This window comes from Streptomyces sp. NPDC046335, assembly GCF_055587985.1.
The window spans coordinates 365,627-379,589 of sequence record NZ_JBVJFF010000008.1 but is presented as its reverse complement, the minus strand read 5'-3'; the positions used below and the strand labels follow the sequence as shown (position 1 = coordinate 379,589).

19 protein-coding genes are annotated in these 13,963 nt (G+C 71.4%); 7 read left to right on the top strand and 12 right to left on the bottom strand.

All coding sequences use genetic code 11. The annotated features are described in order from the left end of the window. Positions 1-11 precede the first annotated feature (11 nt). Positions 12-398 carry a YybH family protein gene (locus ACZ6JY_RS21945; RefSeq protein WP_469197847.1) on the bottom strand — a complete coding sequence of 129 codons (387 nt, stop codon included), beginning with the start codon at positions 396-398 and terminating at the stop codon, positions 12-14. Positions 399-437: 39 nt separating this feature from the next. Here ACZ6JY_RS21945 and ACZ6JY_RS21940 point away from each other — a divergent pair, with 39 nt between their 5' ends. Genes ACZ6JY_RS21940 through ACZ6JY_RS21930 form a run of 3 tightly spaced genes read left to right on the top strand, consistent with a single transcriptional unit; the run spans position 438 to position 2,099 of the window. Further along, positions 438-827, top strand: coding sequence for a winged helix-turn-helix transcriptional regulator (locus tag ACZ6JY_RS21940; RefSeq protein ID WP_469197846.1), 390 nt, complete (start codon positions 438-440; stop codon positions 825-827). A gap of 9 nt (positions 828-836) precedes the next feature. Next, a complete protein-coding gene (locus ACZ6JY_RS21935) occupies positions 837-1,286 on the top strand; it encodes an ASCH domain-containing protein (RefSeq protein WP_469197844.1) in 450 nt (149 codons plus the stop codon). Between the two features lie 6 nt (positions 1,287-1,292). After that, positions 1,293-2,099, top strand: a complete 807-nt coding sequence (locus tag ACZ6JY_RS21930; protein WP_469197841.1) for an alpha/beta fold hydrolase — start codon at positions 1,293-1,295, stop codon at positions 2,097-2,099. Here ACZ6JY_RS21930 and ACZ6JY_RS21925 read toward each other — a convergent pair. Together ACZ6JY_RS21925 and ACZ6JY_RS21920 are read right to left on the bottom strand one after the other, a co-directional pair. Next, a complete protein-coding gene (locus tag ACZ6JY_RS21925; protein ID WP_469197839.1) occupies positions 2,081-2,467 on the bottom strand; it encodes a VOC family protein in 387 nt (128 codons plus the stop codon). The two genes, ACZ6JY_RS21930 and ACZ6JY_RS21925, sit on opposite strands and share 19 nt — an antisense overlap. A gap of 234 nt (positions 2,468-2,701) precedes the next feature. Then, positions 2,702-3,754: an NAD(P)-dependent alcohol dehydrogenase gene (locus ACZ6JY_RS21920; RefSeq protein ID WP_469197837.1), complete on the bottom strand. Its 1,053-nt coding sequence runs from the start codon at positions 3,752-3,754 to the stop codon at positions 2,702-2,704. A gap of 117 nt (positions 3,755-3,871) precedes the next feature. Between ACZ6JY_RS21920 and ACZ6JY_RS21915 the strand changes: the two genes are divergently transcribed. Both ACZ6JY_RS21915 and ACZ6JY_RS21910 read left to right on the top strand, forming a co-directional pair. Beyond that, positions 3,872-4,792, top strand: coding sequence for a helix-turn-helix domain-containing protein (locus ACZ6JY_RS21915; RefSeq protein ID WP_469197835.1), 921 nt, complete (start codon positions 3,872-3,874; stop codon positions 4,790-4,792). Positions 4,793-5,043: 251 nt separating this feature from the next. Then, positions 5,044-5,412 carry a helix-turn-helix domain-containing protein gene (locus tag ACZ6JY_RS21910; protein ID WP_469198034.1) on the top strand — a complete coding sequence of 123 codons (369 nt, stop codon included), beginning with the start codon at positions 5,044-5,046 and terminating at the stop codon, positions 5,410-5,412. A gap of 26 nt (positions 5,413-5,438) precedes the next feature. Here the strand turns inward: ACZ6JY_RS21910 and ACZ6JY_RS21905 are convergent, their stop codons facing one another. The 6 genes from ACZ6JY_RS21905 to ACZ6JY_RS21880 form a co-directional block, all read right to left on the bottom strand. Next, a complete protein-coding gene (locus ACZ6JY_RS21905) occupies positions 5,439-6,047 on the bottom strand; it encodes a ClpP family protease (RefSeq protein ID WP_469197832.1) in 609 nt (202 codons plus the stop codon). Between the two features lie 19 nt (positions 6,048-6,066). Then, positions 6,067-6,744: a ClpP family protease gene (locus tag ACZ6JY_RS21900; protein ID WP_469197830.1), complete on the bottom strand. Its 678-nt coding sequence runs from the start codon at positions 6,742-6,744 to the stop codon at positions 6,067-6,069. A 138-nt stretch (positions 6,745-6,882) separates the two neighbouring features. Next, positions 6,883-7,752, bottom strand: a complete 870-nt coding sequence (locus ACZ6JY_RS21895) for an MvdC/MvdD family ATP grasp protein (protein WP_469197828.1) — start codon at positions 7,750-7,752, stop codon at positions 6,883-6,885. Positions 7,753-7,809: 57 nt separating this feature from the next. Beyond that, entirely contained in the window at positions 7,810-7,938 is a 129-nt protein-coding gene (locus ACZ6JY_RS21890) for a hypothetical protein (protein ID WP_469197826.1), read from the bottom strand. 38 nt (positions 7,939-7,976) lie between these two features. Then, a complete protein-coding gene (msrA, locus tag ACZ6JY_RS21885) occupies positions 7,977-8,684 on the bottom strand; it encodes a peptide-methionine (S)-S-oxide reductase MsrA (protein ID WP_469197823.1) in 708 nt (235 codons plus the stop codon). A 151-nt stretch (positions 8,685-8,835) separates the two neighbouring features. After that, a complete protein-coding gene (locus ACZ6JY_RS21880; protein WP_469197821.1) occupies positions 8,836-9,954 on the bottom strand; it encodes a hypothetical protein in 1,119 nt (372 codons plus the stop codon). Between the two features lie 101 nt (positions 9,955-10,055). Here ACZ6JY_RS21880 and ACZ6JY_RS21875 point away from each other — a divergent pair, with 101 nt between their 5' ends. After that, positions 10,056-11,210 carry a cystathionine gamma-synthase gene (locus tag ACZ6JY_RS21875; protein WP_469197819.1) on the top strand — a complete coding sequence of 385 codons (1,155 nt, stop codon included), beginning with the start codon at positions 10,056-10,058 and terminating at the stop codon, positions 11,208-11,210. Positions 11,211-11,238: 28 nt separating this feature from the next. On the opposite strand, the gene ACZ6JY_RS21870 is transcribed toward ACZ6JY_RS21875, so the two are convergent. From ACZ6JY_RS21870 to ACZ6JY_RS21860, 3 genes are all read right to left on the bottom strand, one after another. Beyond that, the gene (locus tag ACZ6JY_RS21870) at positions 11,239-11,490 is read right to left on the bottom strand and encodes a hypothetical protein (protein WP_469197817.1); all 252 of its coding nucleotides are present in this window, start codon (positions 11,488-11,490) and stop codon (positions 11,239-11,241) included. Then, the gene (locus tag ACZ6JY_RS21865; RefSeq protein WP_469197814.1) at positions 11,487-11,969 is read right to left on the bottom strand and encodes a sigma factor-like helix-turn-helix DNA-binding protein; all 483 of its coding nucleotides are present in this window, start codon (positions 11,967-11,969) and stop codon (positions 11,487-11,489) included. The genes ACZ6JY_RS21870 and ACZ6JY_RS21865 overlap by 4 nt, the downstream gene beginning before the upstream one ends. 64 nt (positions 11,970-12,033) lie before the next feature. Continuing rightward, the gene (locus ACZ6JY_RS21860) at positions 12,034-12,552 is read right to left on the bottom strand and encodes a MarR family winged helix-turn-helix transcriptional regulator (protein WP_469197812.1); all 519 of its coding nucleotides are present in this window, start codon (positions 12,550-12,552) and stop codon (positions 12,034-12,036) included. A gap of 157 nt (positions 12,553-12,709) precedes the next feature. Here ACZ6JY_RS21860 and ilvA point away from each other — a divergent pair, with 157 nt between their 5' ends. Then, positions 12,710-13,939, top strand: coding sequence for a threonine ammonia-lyase (gene ilvA, locus ACZ6JY_RS21855; RefSeq protein WP_469197810.1), 1,230 nt, complete (start codon positions 12,710-12,712; stop codon positions 13,937-13,939). The last annotated feature ends 24 nt before the right edge of the window (positions 13,940-13,963 follow it).

Here is a 13,963-nt window from a genome sequence, read left to right as displayed (position 1 = left end):
CTCCTGACCGCCTAGCGCGGTGATGTCACGGGCGCGGCGCCGAAGGGGCTGTCGATCACGTATCGCCAGTATCCGTCGGCGCCGCGTCGTGCCACGTCCGTGGCCGTTGAACGCACCTCGCCGCCGATCTCCCAGTCCACGACGAGCAGCGCGATGTCCCCGGCGACGTGCACCTGCCGCGGCGTCACGGAGATCGGCAGGCCGAGGCCGAGGAAGGGCGCGTTGGCGGCGGCGATCTCCGCGCGGCCGTGCACGGCGTCCCCCGCCTCCGGCACGAAGGCGGCCCGCTCCTCGTACAGCTCGCGCACGGCTTCGGGGTCACCGCTGTTGAACCGCGCGGCGAACGCGGCGGGCACGTCTTCGGCGCGGGTCGGCAGCGGCGGGGTCGCTATGGTCATACGGGGCACTGTCATGCCGGGACTGTAGGAGGCCGCCTCGTGACTCACCGAACGGTAAGCGACGGCACGGACGCGGCCCCGGGCCTCCCGGACGACGTATTCGCCCAGGTCACGGCCCCGCACCCGGCCTGCCCCGTGGAAATCACCCTCGCCGCCCTGCGCGGCCGCTGGACGACGCTCCTGGTCCGCGAACTGCTGCGGCACGAGCACCGCACGTACACCGAACTCTCCGCCGCGCTGCCGCACTTGTCGGCCAAGGTGCTCACCGACCGCCTCACGCACCTGCTCGGCACGGGCGTGGCCACCCGCACCCGCACCCCCGGCCGGCCCCCGACGGTCACGTACGGACTGACCCCGCGCGGCCGGGAGCTGGGGCCCGTACTCCAGGCCCTGTGGGACTGGGGAGCCGCCGGAGGCGACGGTGACTAGGGTGCTTCCATGACCACGCTTCCGCTGTCCGAAGACCACGCGTCGCTGCCCAGGGCGGAGTTCGCATTCCCCGGGCCGCTGCGCGACCAGCTCGTGGCGGCCATTCTGGACGGGTCCAAGACGTCGACGACCGGGCTGTTCGTCGACCACGAGAACGGCGGGGAGCCCCTGCCGCCGGTCGGCGAGCGCTCCGTCGTCGTGGACTCCGACGAGCGGCCCGTGGCCGTCATCGAGATCACCGAGGTACGGGTCGTGCCGCTCGCCGACGTGGACCTCGCGCACGCCGTCGACGAGGGCGAGGGATACACCACCGTCGCGCAGTGGCGGGCCGGGCACGAGGACTTCTGGCACAGCGCCGAGATGCGGGCCGCGCTGGGCGACGAGACGTTCACCGTGCACGACGGGACCGCGCTCGTCCTGGAACGCTTCCGGGTCGTCGCCGACCTCCGGGAGGCGTGAGCGGGCGTGCCCTTCGCCGAAGCGGCCGACGGCGCCGCCATCCACTACCTGCTGCACGGCTCCGGCGAGCCGCTGGTGCTGCTCAGCGGGCAGTCCAACGACCACCACTGGTGGGACCCCGTACGGGACGACTTCGCCGCGCGCCACACGACCGTGCTCATCGACCACCGGGGCACCGGCGGGAGCGACCGCCCCGACACCGACACGTACAGCACGCCCGGGTTCGCCCGTGACGTGCTCGCCGTGCTCGACCACGCGGGCATCGCGCGCGCCCACGTCTACGGGACCTCCATGGGCGGGCGTATCGCGCAGTGGCTCGCCGCCGATCATCCCGACCGCGTCGGCCGCCTCGTTCTCGGCTGCACCTCGCCCGGCGGTCCGCACGCCGTCCAGCGCGCCCCCGGCATCGGCGAAACCCTGAGCCGGGCCGACCCGGACGCCGCGCGCCGCGCTCTGCTGGAGCTGATGTACACCCCGGCGTGGCTCGCCGAGCAGGAGCGCGTCCGGCCGGGCCGGGAGTACCGCACTCTGGGTGATCCGACGATGCCCCCGTACGCCCGCCGCCGCCACCTGCGGGCCAGCAACCGCCACGACGCGTGGGACGCGCTGCCCCGCGTCAAGGCGCCGACCCTCGTCGTGCACGGCACGGACGACGTGTTCAACCCGGCCGCCAACGCCCCGCTCATCGCCGGGCGCATCCCGGACGCCAGGACGTTCCTCGTCCCGGGCGCCCGGCACGCCTACTTCGAGGAGTTCGCGGACGTGGCCACGGAACCCGTGCTCGCGTTCCTGGCTCAGGCGCCGCTGCCGTAGGGCCTGGTGAGGATCTCCAGGTTGTGGCCGTCCGGGTCCTCCCAGTACAGGCCGCGGCCGCCGTCGTTCGTGTTGATCTCGTTCGCGCGGCTGTGGTGCGGGTCCGCCCAGTACGGCAGGGCCCGGTCCTTGATGCGCCCGAAGATCGCGTCGAACTCGTCCTCGGAGACCAGGAACGCGTAGTGCTGCGGCGTGACGGGCCCGTCGCCGAGGTCGGCGAAGTCGAGCGTGACGCCGTTCGGGATCGGCACCGGAATGAACGGTCCGAACGGCGGGCTCACCTCCAGCCCCAGAATGTCCGCGAGGAACTGGGCGGAGGCCTTCTTGTCGGTCGCCGCGACGATCGTGTGGTTCAGCTCGATGGTCATCTCGTGTGCTCTCCTCGCCCGCTCGAACGGTGTTTGTCCTGCGCTGACGGGGATGATGCTAGGCGGGACGGCCGGGCACACACATCGGTCGCCGGTCCCGGTCCGCGACGTCATGCGGACCAGGACCGGCGACCGAGATGCGTTCAAGCCACACGGGCCACGGAGGCGGTCATACGCGCCACGGAGGCGGTCATACGCGCCACGAGGCGGTCATACGTGTCCCTCGGCGGGACGTCAGATGGTGGCGGCGTCGATCACGAAGCGGTAGCGCACGTCGCTGGCGAGGACCCGCTCGTACGCCTCGTTGACCTGCTCGGCGCGGATCAGCTCGATCTCGGAGCCCAGGCCGTGCTCGGCGCAGAAGTCCAGCATCTCCTGGGTCTCCGCGATGCCGCCGATCATGGAGCCCGCCAGGGTCTTGCCGCCGGCGATCACGGAGAAGAGGTTCAGCGAGACCGGCTCCTCGGGGGCGCCGACGTTGACGAAGGCACCCTCGGAGCGCAGCAGGCCGAGGTACTTGTCCAGCGGCAGGGGCGCCGAGACCGTCGAGAGGATCATGTCGAAGGAGCCCGCGAGCTGCTCGAACGTGGCGTCGTCGCTGGTCGCGTAGTAGTGCTCCGCGCCGAGCCGCAGACCGTCGTCCTTCTTGCGCAGGGACTGCGAGAGGACGGTCACCTCGGCGCCGAGCGCGTGCGCGATCTTGACGGCCATGTGGCCGAGCCCGCCGAGACCCACCACGGCGACCTTCTTGCCGGGGCCCGCGTTGAAGCGCTTGAGCGGGGAGTACGTGGTGATGCCGGCGCACAGCAGCGGCGCGGCGACGTCCAGCGAGATCCCCTCGGGGATGCCGACGGTGAACGCCTCGTCGACGACGATGTGCGAGGAGTAGCCGCCGTACGTCGGCTCACCGCTGTGGTCCAGGCCGTTGTACGTGGGGACGTTGCCCTGCACGCAGTACTGCTCCAGGCCGGCCTTGCAGTTGTCGCACTCCCGGCAGGAGTCGACCATGCAGCCGACGCCCACCCGGTCGCCGACGGCGAACTTGGTCACACCGGCGCCGACCTCGGTCACGACACCGGCGATCTCGTGGCCGGGCACCATCGGGAAGATGCCCTCGCCCCAGCCGTCACGGGCCTGGTGGATGTCGGAGTGGCAGATCCCGGAGTACTTGATGTCGATCAGCACGTCGGACTCGCCGACGGCGCGGCGCGGCACGGTGGTCCGCTCCAGGGGCGCGTCGGGGGCGGGAGCGGCGTAGGCGGAAACGGTGGTGATCTGCTCAGTCATGTCTTCGAGGCTGCCAGCCGCGCGCCGAGTCACCCAGACACCCGTTCCGCCTACGTCCAGCGGTCCTACCACTGGTGGGGACAGTCTCAGCGGCGTACGGGCCGGGATACTGGAAGCATGGACGACACGCACGAGACGCCCGCCGGACACCCGCGAGGTGCCGGCGCCGCGCCGCTGGACGGCCGGGCCGAGCTCAGCGAGTTCCTGCGCACCCGCAGGGCCCGGCTGCGTCCCGCCGACGTCGGCCTGCCGGAGTACGGCAGGCACCGGCGGGTGCCCGGCCTGCGTCGCGAGGAGCTCGCCCAGCTCGCCGGGGTCTCCGTCGCGTACTACACGCGCCTGGAGCAGGGCAACGGCCGCAACGTCTCCGCCGAGGTGCTCGACGCCATCGCGCGCGCCCTGCGCCTCACGGACGCCGAGCACTCCCACCTCACGCGGCTCGCGAAGCCGAAGACGGTGAAGAAGAAGCGGGCCGCGCGCCCGCAGCACCTGCGGCCCGCGCTCCAGCAGCTCCTGGACTCCATCGACGGCGTGCCCGCGTACGTCATCGGCCGCCGCTCGGACATCCTCGCGTGGAACGCGCTCGCGGCGGCCCTCTTCGGCGACTGGAGCGAGCTGCCGCCCGAGCACCGCAACTGGGCGCGGATCTGCTTCCTCGACGAGCGCTCGCGCGAGTTCTTCATCGACTGGGAGCAGAAGGCGTCCGACATCGTCGGCTACCTCCGCATGGACGCGGGCTGCTACCCCAACGACCCCCGGCTCTCCGCCCTCGTGGGCGAACTCTCCGTCAAGAGCGAGGAGTTCAGGAGTCTGTGGGCCACCCACGACGTACGGGAGAAGGGCCATGGCGTCAAGCGCATGCGCCACCCGCTGGTGGGCGAGCTGACCCTGTCGTTCGAGACGCTGCGGTTGCCGGACGACTGCGACCAGTCGCTGATCATGTACCACGCCGAGCCGGACTCGGCGTCGGCGCAGGCGCTGCGGCTCCTTGCGAGCTGGGGGCGGGACGCTTCGTCGGTGGGGTCGGCCACGAAGTAGTCGCGGCGGTGTGACGGTGTGACGGTGCGGCGGTGTGGTGAGCGGCGGTACGGCGGTGAGCGGCGATACGGCGGTGCGGTGGTGACGGGATTTCGCGGGTGGCGGAACGCATACCGCTGCCCGGCGGCCGGGTCGCCTCCTAGGGTGAGACGGTGAGCAGCGAAGCGAGCAGCCAAGCCCAGGGCCGAGCCGACAGCCGAGCGAGCGGCCGGGCCGGGGGCCCACCGCGGCAGAAGCCGGACGAGGCCCGCGTGATTCCTCTGCGCCCGGTCGGGGCGGCGCGCCCGGCGGCTCCCTCTTCTCCGGCCCCGGTCCCGGCCCCGGAGGCCAGGGAGCCCCTCTGGCGGGACGTGGTGGGAGACGTCCTGCGCCGCGAGCGCCTCGCCCAGGAACGCACCCTCAAGGACGTGGCCGACGACGCCCGTATCTCCATGCCGTACCTCTCCGAGCTGGAGCGCGGCCGCAAGGAAGCCTCCTCCGAGGTCCTCGCGGCCGCGGCCCACGCGCTCGGCCTGCGCCTGACCGACGTCCTCTCCCTGGCCCAGAGCCGGCTGGCCGTCTCCCCGCGTACACGGCCTGCCAGGGCCTCGTACCAGGGCGAGGTCCGCCTGGCGGCCTGACGCCCCGCCGTGGCGTGGCTCAGGGCTCAGGCGGCGACGGGCAGGCCCCGCCGGCTGAGCACCTGGTCGGCGAGCCCGTACGCGACGGCCTCCTGCGCGGTGAAGAACTTGTCGCGGTCCATGTCGGCCCGGAGCGTGGCGACGTCGTGGTGCGTGTGCCGCGCGAGGACCTCCTCCACCTGCGAGCGGATCCGCAGCATCTCCTTGGCCTGGAGCTGGAGGTCGGACACCGTCCCCTGCTGGCCCCGGCTCGCGGGCTGCCCGAGCAGCACGCGCGCGTGGTCGAGCACGAACCGCCGCCCCGGGTCGCCCCCGGCGAGCAGCACGGCGGCCGTGGACGCCGCCTGGCCCACGCAGAAGGTGGAGATGGGCGCCGAGATGAAGCTCATCGTGTCGTAGATGGCCATGAGCGAGGTGAAGGAACCGCCCGGCGAGTTGATGTAGATGGCGACCTCCCGCTCGGGGGCGGACGACTCCAGGTGGAGGAGCTGCGCGATGACGACGTTGGCGACGCCGTCGTCGATCTCCGTGCCGAGGAAGATGATCCGCTCGGAGAGCAGCCGGCTGTAGACGTCGTACGTTCGCTCGCCCTGCGGGGTGCGCTCGACGACGGTAGGGATCGTGTACTGACTCATGCGGTGTCTCCCCTGATCCTCAGATGCCCTGGACGCCCAGACCGATGCGCCGCTTCGACCCGGCGGGCCGCACGTCTGCGAGGGACTCGACCACGTGGTCGACCATCCCGTACTCCTTGGCCTGCTCGGCGGTGAACCACCGGTCACGGTCGCCGTCCCGCGAGATCGTCTCCGGGGTCTGGCCGGTGTGCTCGGCGGTGATCCGCTCGATGGCCGACTTCGTGAACTCCAGGTTCTCCGCCTGGATCGCGATGTCGGCGGTGGTGCCGCCGATGCCGGCCGACGGCTGGTGCATCATGATCCGCGCGTTGGGCAGCGCGAACCGCTTGCCCGGGGTGCCGACGCTGAGCAGGAACTGGCCCATGCTGGCGGCGAACCCCATGGCCAGCGTGGCCACGTCGTTCGGGATGAGCCGCATGGTGTCGTAGATGGCGAGCCCGGCGCTGACGGAGCCGCCGGGGCTGTTGATGTAGAGGCTGATGTCGGTCTTGGGGTCCTCGGCCGACAGCAGCAGCATCTGCGCGCAGACGCGGTTGGCCGACACGTCGTCGACCTGGGTGCCGAGGAACACGATGCGCTGGTTGAGCAGTTGCGCGGCGAGGTGATCGTCGAAGCGCGACGGAGCGGTGTCCCCCTCCTCACCCCGCGGCCGCGCCTCCCCACCACTGCCGAATACGGACACACCGAACACGGACATGAAGCCTCCCTGAGATCCCGCGGCCACCGAAGCCGCGTTGGTGACTTCACTGTTGCCCGACGGGGAGGCACTTGTCGGCGATATCGGCTGGGGGCAGATTCGCTGAGGGCAGAGGAGGGGCTCCCGCGTGTACGGGGGTCAGGCCGTCCCGGCCCGTGAGAGGTGATCGGCCAGGGCTCGGCTGATCTCCATGCCCGTGGCGTATTCGACGAAGCCGTACTGGCCATTGGGGTTGCATTCCAGGAACCACCAGTCGCCCTGATGGTCGACCGCGAAGTCGAACGCCCCGTACTCCAGGCCATAGAGCTTCATGTAGGACAGAACGCCGAGTTCGATCTCGGCGGGAATCCGGCGCAATTCCTCGAAGGCCAGTTCACGAGGAGGGGGTTGACGCCAGTCCGGGATGCCGGGAGGGGCCACTATCTTCGCGGCGAACAACCGCTCCCCGACGGCGGTCAACCGCACGTCGAAGTCCTTCTCGATGTACTGCTGCAACAGGAGCAGCCCAGAACCGAGACCCTCCGGAGCCGCGAACCTCGCAGGCAGGAAGGCGCCCTCCTGCTGTCTGAGCGTCTTCGTGATGGTGCGGAACGCGGCGCCTTCGATGAACTCTCGCGCCGTTTCCCTCTCCGACGTCATCAGGGTGACCGGCACGTTGAAGCCGCACCTTCTGGCCCTCTTCAGCTGGTGCGGCTTGTGCGAGGCTCTTTCGTTGTGCCAGGGGTGGTTCACCCACAGGGGAGTGTCGAGCGTGAACAGGAGCCCGAACAGAGCCGCCACGTGCTCGGCACGCTCGGGCACCTTCGGCTTTCTCCAGTAAACCGCCCGAATCTCGTGCGAGTGAGTCGTGCGGTAGCGGTCCTGGAGCCGGAATTCCCCGTCTCCCACGGACGACTCGATCCTCAGGGTGTGCGGCACATCGCCGGGGTCCACCCGGTGAACCTTCCCGCCCCGCCTGGTCAGTTCTCGGATCACCAGGTCGGCGGTCAAGTCGTCCTTCGCCGTCACGACCACCGTCACCCCTGGAACTGCCACTGGGGCTACCACCGGGACGCTTCCGCCGAATCAGTCGTCGTGGTGGCTGCCCCGCTCGTCCTGGCACGTGGTGCCCTCGAACCAGTCGCCGGCGTCAATGAAGACCTCACCTGATTCGGTGACGTTGACCTGGAGTTCCTCATCGTAGATCGCCTTCACTGTTCCTCCTGAGGGAAGCGTCTCAACGGCTCGAACTGCTACTTGCTCGCCTCCGGCGCAGGCGCGATGCCTGTCGGGCAGGCTCGGCCCCAGTTTGTTTCCGAGGGGCTTTCCAGTTCTACGCCCGTGCCGCCGATGCCGCAGTAGCCGTCGGGGTTCTTGTCCAGATACTGCTGGTGGTACGGCTCCGCCGGCCAGAAGGGGCGGGGGGCCGCGGGCAGGATCGTCGTGGTGATCGGGCCGAGGTTCGCGGCCGTCAGGACCTGCTGGTAGGCCTCACGGGACGCCTCCGCCGCCGCTTCCTGCTCGGGGGAGTGCGTGTAGATCGCCGAGCGGTACTGCGTGCCCACGTCGTTGCCCTGGCGGAAGCCCTGCGTCGGGTTGTGGGACTCCCAGAAGACCTTCAGGAGTGACTCGTACGAGACGCGCTCGGGGTCGAAGACCACGCGGACCACCTCCGCGTGACCCGTGAGGCCGGAGCACACCTCCTCGTAGGAGGGGTTCTCCGTGTGGCCGCCCTGGTAGCCGACGTACGTCGTCCAGACGCCTTCCGTCTGCCAGAACTTGCGCTCCGCGCCCCAGAAGCAGCCGAGACCGAAGTCCGCGGTCCGCAGGCCCTCGGGGTAGGGGCCGAGGAGGGGGTTGCCGAGGACCGTGTGGCGGGAGGGGACCTCGAATTCCGGGGTCGCCCGGCCCTTGAGCGCCTGCTCCGGAGTGGGGAGCTCGGGCGTGCGGCCGAAGATCATGTGGTCTCTCTCCTCGTACGTGACCGGGAACCGGAATCGTGAGACGTGCATCGTGAAAGGGGGTGCTGCCTACGGCACAACGCCGTCAGGCGGGATCGCATTCCGGCGAAGGCCCGCGGCCCGGGGCGCGACAGCCCGGCGCCCCGCGGCCTCAGTGGGGCAGTGTCGCCGGGCTGCCGCCGTTCGCCTCGTAGCCCGCGACTGCCAGGGCGCGGTAGACCGCGTAGTCCGATGCCGGGTCGGGGGAGAGCGTCCAGGGCAGGGCGCCGACGTGGCCGTCCACGTGGACGAGCTGGCTCATGGCCTCGCCCCAGCGCTCGCAGCGGACCAGGAAGAAGACCAGGAGGTGGCGGACGTGCGCCAGCATCGGGTCGCCCGGGCGCGCCGCGTGCACCGCGAAGAGGGCGCCCTCCATGGCCTTGGTGACGACCTCGCTCTCGTAGAACCCGCGGACGAGGTTGACCTCGGGCAGGTGTTCGTAGACCGCGAAGAGGGGGAGCGCGGCGAGCAGGGAGGCTCGGGGCGCGCGGGCGGCGGCGGCCTCGGCGAAGCTCTGGGCGAGGTCACGGGAGCCGTGCCACTTCTCGCACCAGTAGTGCAGCGCCGCCAGATGCGCCCCCATGTGCGCGGGAGCGCGGTCCAGGATCTTCAGCCAGAGCTGCTCGAACTCCTCGCGGGGGTACGCGAGGCCGCGCGCGATGGAGAGCTCGATGATGTACGGAATGGGGTCACCGGGGGCGAGCAGCGCCGCCTGCGCGCACGCCTCCTTCGCCTCTTCGAGGATGATCCGGAACTCGTCGGTCCCCTGCGTGGACGTCCGCCACGCCTGCTGGACCAAAAACTCCGCGTGCACGGCGGCGCCTCCCGCGTCCTTGGGCGCCTCCGCCCGCCAGACGCGCAGCCACTGCCCGCCGGGGCTCTCGCTCACCCCGCCGGGCCGCTGACGCAGCTCCAGGGAGGCCGCGCCCGCGAAGGCCTGCACGCGCTGCCACCGCTGCTCACCGTGGGTCTCCGTGCCCACGAGGAGCTGCGAGGCCGCCTTCCACTCCTGCGTGCGCTGGACCAGGTCGAGCACTTCGAGGAGGTCGGCGTCCGGCCCGGGCATGCGGATGTCCAGCTCCTCCTGGCGCAGGAAGCCGTAGTCCGCCGGGTCGGCGGCGTCCGGCGAGCCCGGGGCTACCTGCCGGATTCCACCGCGCCTGCGCAGCAGGACGGGTCCGAGGACCGCGCCGATCATGATCACTGCCATCAGGACCCAGAGAATCTCCATGAGCCAAGCGAACCAGACGGGTCCGACAATTGGCGAACCTGCGGGGACGTACCGGACCGACTCGGGCGGAAGGTCCCTTCGGCGCACTACGCTCAGGCCGCATGAGTGACTCGTACAGCAGGCAGAATTTCGAGACCGTGGCGATCCACGCCGGCAACACCGCCGACCCCCTCACCGGTGCCGTCGTCCCGCCCATCTACCAGGTCTCGACCTACAAGCAGGACGGCGTGGGCGGCCTGCGCGGCGGCTATGAGTACAGCCGCAGCGCGAACCCGACGCGGACCGCCCTGGAGGAGAACCTGGCCGCGCTGGAGGGCGGCCGTCGCGGGCTCGCCTTCGCGTCCGGACTGGCGGCCGAGGACTGCCTGCTCCGTACGCTGCTCGCCCCCGGCGACCACGTCGTCATCCCCAATGACGCGTACGGCGGCACGTTCCGGCTCTTCGACAAGGTCGTCTCGCGCTGGGGTGTCAACTGGTCGGTGGCCGACACCTCGGACCCGGAGTCGGTGCGGGCCGCGCTGACCGAGCACACCAAGGCGATCTGGGTGGAGACCCCCTCCAACCCGCTGCTCGGCATCACCGACATCGCGGCGCTCGCGCAGATCGCCCGCGAGGCCGGCGTGCGCCTGGTCGTCGACAACACCTTCGCGAGCCCCTACCTCCAGCAGCCGCTCGCGCTCGGCGCGGACGTCGTCGTGCACTCCATGACGAAGTACATGGGCGGCCACTCGGACGTCGTCGGCGGCGCGCTCGTCGTCAGCGACGCGGCGCTCGGCGAGGAGCTGGCCTACCACCAGAACGCGATGGGCGCCGTCGCCGGGCCCTTCGACGCCTGGCTGGTGCTGCGCGGCATCAAGACCCTCGCCGTGCGCATGGACCGGCACAGCGAGAACGCCACCCGGGTGACGGAGATGCTGTCCCGGCACGCGCGCGTGACGCACGTCCTGTACCCGGGCCTGCCCGAGCACCCCGGCCACGAGATCGCCGCCAAGCAGATGAAGGCGTTCGGCGGGATGGTGTCCTTCCGTGTCGCGGGCGGCGAGGAGGCGGCCGTGGAGGTCTGCAACCGCGCCAAGCTGTTCACCCTGGGCGAGTCCCTGGGCGGCGTCGAGTCCCTGATCGAGCACCCGGGCCGCATGACGCACGCCTCGGTGGCGGGCTCGGATCTTGAGGTCCCCGCCGACCTGGTGCGCCTCTCGGTGGGCATCGAGTCCGCGGACGACCTGCTCGCCGACCTCCAGCAGGCGCTCGGCTAGCCGCGGACAGCGCCCACGGAGACCGCCCCTACCAGCGCGTCAGCGGTGGAGTCGTCTCCGTGGGCGGCTCCACCCACGGCTGCGCGACGGACGCCCACACGGCGAAGGCGACGACGGCGGCGAACAGCGCGAGCCACAGGAACCTGCGCGCCGCCCTGCGCCGCCGCAGCCTGCGTCCGCCGCGCCGTACCGCCTCCTCGTACAGCTCCCGCGGCACGGACGGCGGTGTGCTCTCCAGGAGGCGCCTGACGGCGACCTCCTTGCGTTCGTACTGGCTCATGTCGGCGCCGTCCCGCTGAGGGCCCGCGCGGGCGCGGGACCGCGCGGCGGGTGCAGGACCCGCGCCATGGCCCGGGCGCAGATCACCTGGACGCGTTCCGTGGGCAGGCCGAGGAGCGCCGCGGTCTGTTCCTCGGCCACGCCCTCGTACATCCGCAGGACGAGGATCAGCCGCTCCTGGGGGTTCAGCCGTTCGAGGACCCCGCCGTGGCCGCGGTGGCGGCGCCAGGAGTCACGCACGAAGCGGACGGCGACCTGCTGCCGGGTGCGGTCGTACGGGTCCTCGCCGCGCAGCCTGTCCCACGTCGCGTACGTGTGGGAGAGGGCGGCCGTCAGCAGGGCACGCGCGCGTGGGTTGTCGTCGGGCAGCTCAGCGGTGAGCAGCGTGGCGGCATGGAGGAGCCGCCCTGCCGCGCCCGCGACGAACGCCTCGAACTCCCGGGCACGGCGGGCGTCGTGGAACGCCTGCCGTTCTCGCACCGCACCTCCCGGCCGGAAGGAAGGGGGATCCCGGTCTCATATGAGGCCCAACGCGGGGCCGGGGTCAAGACTCCGGAGTGGCCGGAACTTCTCCGCCGGGCGCCGACTGTGACGTCTGTCGTGCCGAGAGGGCGGAATTGAAGCGTGTGAGGAGCGCACAGAAGCTCTCGCGCTCCTCCGGGCCCCAGTCGTGCGTCAGCTCGGCCATCAGCTCGCGCCGCGAGGAGCGGACCTCGTCGAGCCTGGCCTGGCCGCGCGGCGAGAGCTGGAGCACCACGGCTCGGCCGTCCTCGGGGTGCGAGGTGCGCTTCACGAGCCCGGTGTCGACCAGCGGGGCGACCTGCCGGGTGACGGTCGACGAGTCGATGCCCATGCTCGCGGCGAGCGCCTTGACGCCCATGGGGCCTTCCTTGTCGAGGCGGTTGAGCAGCAGATACGCGGCTCGGTCCATGGAGTTGCGGACCTGGCCTACGCCGCCGAGGCGGGTCTGTTCGGCCCGGCGGGCGAAGACGGCCACTTGGTGCTGAAGGCTGTCGAGAAGGCCGGGTTCACTGGCGGTCGTCATGTCCGGAGTTGTGGGCATGGCCGGGGGCTCACTTCATGCGAGGGAGGTGGGTTGGGGGACAGGGTACGCGGCCACGGGGCGGACCGTACCTGCGCTGCGTAAACCTACGCGGCAAACGGTCTCGGCCCTTGGTCGTCGCGAGAGGACACGGCCGTCGGCTGCAAGACTTGCGGTCATGAGCTTCCGGACGCCTGACTCCTTTCCGACGGTGACCCTCGACGACGTGCGCGGCGCGCGGAAGATGCTGTCCGGCGTGGCGCGCATGACCGCGATGGAGGGCAGCAGGCACCTGTCGCAGCTCGTCGGTGCCCCGGTGCACCTCAAGTGCGAGAACCTCCAGCGGACCGGCTCCTTCAAGCTGCGCGGCGCGTACGTGCGGATCGCCGGCCTGCTGCCCGAGGAGCGCGCTGCCGGTGTGGTGGCCGCCAGCGCGGGCAACCACGCGCAGGGCGTGGCGCTGGCCTCCTCGCTGCTCGGCGTGCGCTCCACGGTGTTCATGCCGGCCGGCGCGCCGCTGCCGAAGGTCGCCGCGACGCGTGAGTACGGCGCCGAGGTGCGGCTGCACGGCCAGGTCGTCGACGAGACGCTGGCCGCCGCGCAGGAGTACGCGCACGAGACGGGCGCGGTGTTCATCCACCCCTTCGACCACCCCGACATCATCGCCGGGCAGGGCACGGTCGGCCTGGAGATCCTCGAACAGTGCCCGGAGATGCGCACCCTCGTGGTGGGCGTCGGGGGCGGTGGCCTCGCGGCGGGCATCGCGGTGGCGGTCAAGGCGCTGCGGCCGGACGTACGGGTGGTCGGCGTGCAGGCGGCGGGCTCCGCGGCCTACCCGCCCTCGCTGGCGGCCGGACGCCCGGTGTCGATCACGGGCCAGGCGACGATGGCCGACGGCATCAAGGTCGGGCGCCCCGGTGACGTCCCGTTCCGTCTGGTCGCCGACCTGGTCGACGAGATCGTCACGGTCTCCGAGGATGAGCTGTCCAGCGCCCTGCTGCTCTGCCTGGAGCGGGCCAAGATGGTCGTCGAACCGGCGGGCGCCAGCCCGGTCGCGGCCCTGCTCAGCCGCCCGGAGGCGTTCGAGGGCCCGGTGGTCGCGCTGCTCTCCGGCGGCAATGTGGACCCCCTGCTCATGCAGCGCATCCTGCGCCAGGGCATGGCGGCGGCGGGCCGCTACCTCTCGCTGCGGCTGCGCCTGACGGACCGCCCCGGCGCCCTGGCGAACCTCCTCGGCGTGATGTCGGAGATGGACGCCAACCTCCTGGACGTCCGGCACGTGCGCACCGATCCGCGCCTCGGCCTCACGGAGGCGGAGGTCGAGCTGCACCTGGAGACGAAGGGGCCGGAGCACTGCTCCGAGGTGGCGACGGCGCTGCGGACGGCGGGGTACACGGTCATCGGCTGACCCGGGGCCGAGCCGCCCCCGCCG

Excerpts from the sequence above, each read along its gene's own strand:
- ACZ6JY_RS21945 (WP_469197847.1), bottom strand. The coding sequence starts at position 398 with ATGACCATAGCGACCCCGCCGCTGCCGACCCGCGCCGAAGACGTGCCC.
- ACZ6JY_RS21935 (WP_469197844.1), top strand. The coding sequence starts at position 837 with ATGACCACGCTTCCGCTGTCCGAAGACCACGCGTCGCTGCCCAGGGCG.
- ACZ6JY_RS21925 (WP_469197839.1), bottom strand. The coding sequence starts at position 2,467 with ATGACCATCGAGCTGAACCACACGATCGTCGCGGCGACCGACAAGAAG.
- ACZ6JY_RS21920 (WP_469197837.1), bottom strand. The coding sequence starts at position 3,754 with ATGACTGAGCAGATCACCACCGTTTCCGCCTACGCCGCTCCCGCCCCC.
- ACZ6JY_RS21915 (WP_469197835.1), top strand. The coding sequence starts at position 3,872 with ATGGACGACACGCACGAGACGCCCGCCGGACACCCGCGAGGTGCCGGC.
- ACZ6JY_RS21905 (WP_469197832.1), bottom strand. The coding sequence starts at position 6,047 with ATGAGTCAGTACACGATCCCTACCGTCGTCGAGCGCACCCCGCAGGGC.
- ACZ6JY_RS21900 (WP_469197830.1), bottom strand. The coding sequence starts at position 6,744 with ATGTCCGTGTTCGGTGTGTCCGTATTCGGCAGTGGTGGGGAGGCGCGG.
- msrA (WP_469197823.1), bottom strand. The coding sequence starts at position 8,684 with ATGATCTTCGGCCGCACGCCCGAGCTCCCCACTCCGGAGCAGGCGCTC.
- ACZ6JY_RS21880 (WP_469197821.1), bottom strand. The coding sequence starts at position 9,954 with ATGGAGATTCTCTGGGTCCTGATGGCAGTGATCATGATCGGCGCGGTC.
- ACZ6JY_RS21875 (WP_469197819.1), top strand. The coding sequence starts at position 10,056 with ATGAGTGACTCGTACAGCAGGCAGAATTTCGAGACCGTGGCGATCCAC.
- ACZ6JY_RS21870 (WP_469197817.1), bottom strand. The coding sequence starts at position 11,490 with ATGAGCCAGTACGAACGCAAGGAGGTCGCCGTCAGGCGCCTCCTGGAG.
- ACZ6JY_RS21860 (WP_469197812.1), bottom strand. The coding sequence starts at position 12,552 with ATGCCCACAACTCCGGACATGACGACCGCCAGTGAACCCGGCCTTCTC.
- ilvA (WP_469197810.1), top strand. The coding sequence starts at position 12,710 with ATGAGCTTCCGGACGCCTGACTCCTTTCCGACGGTGACCCTCGACGAC.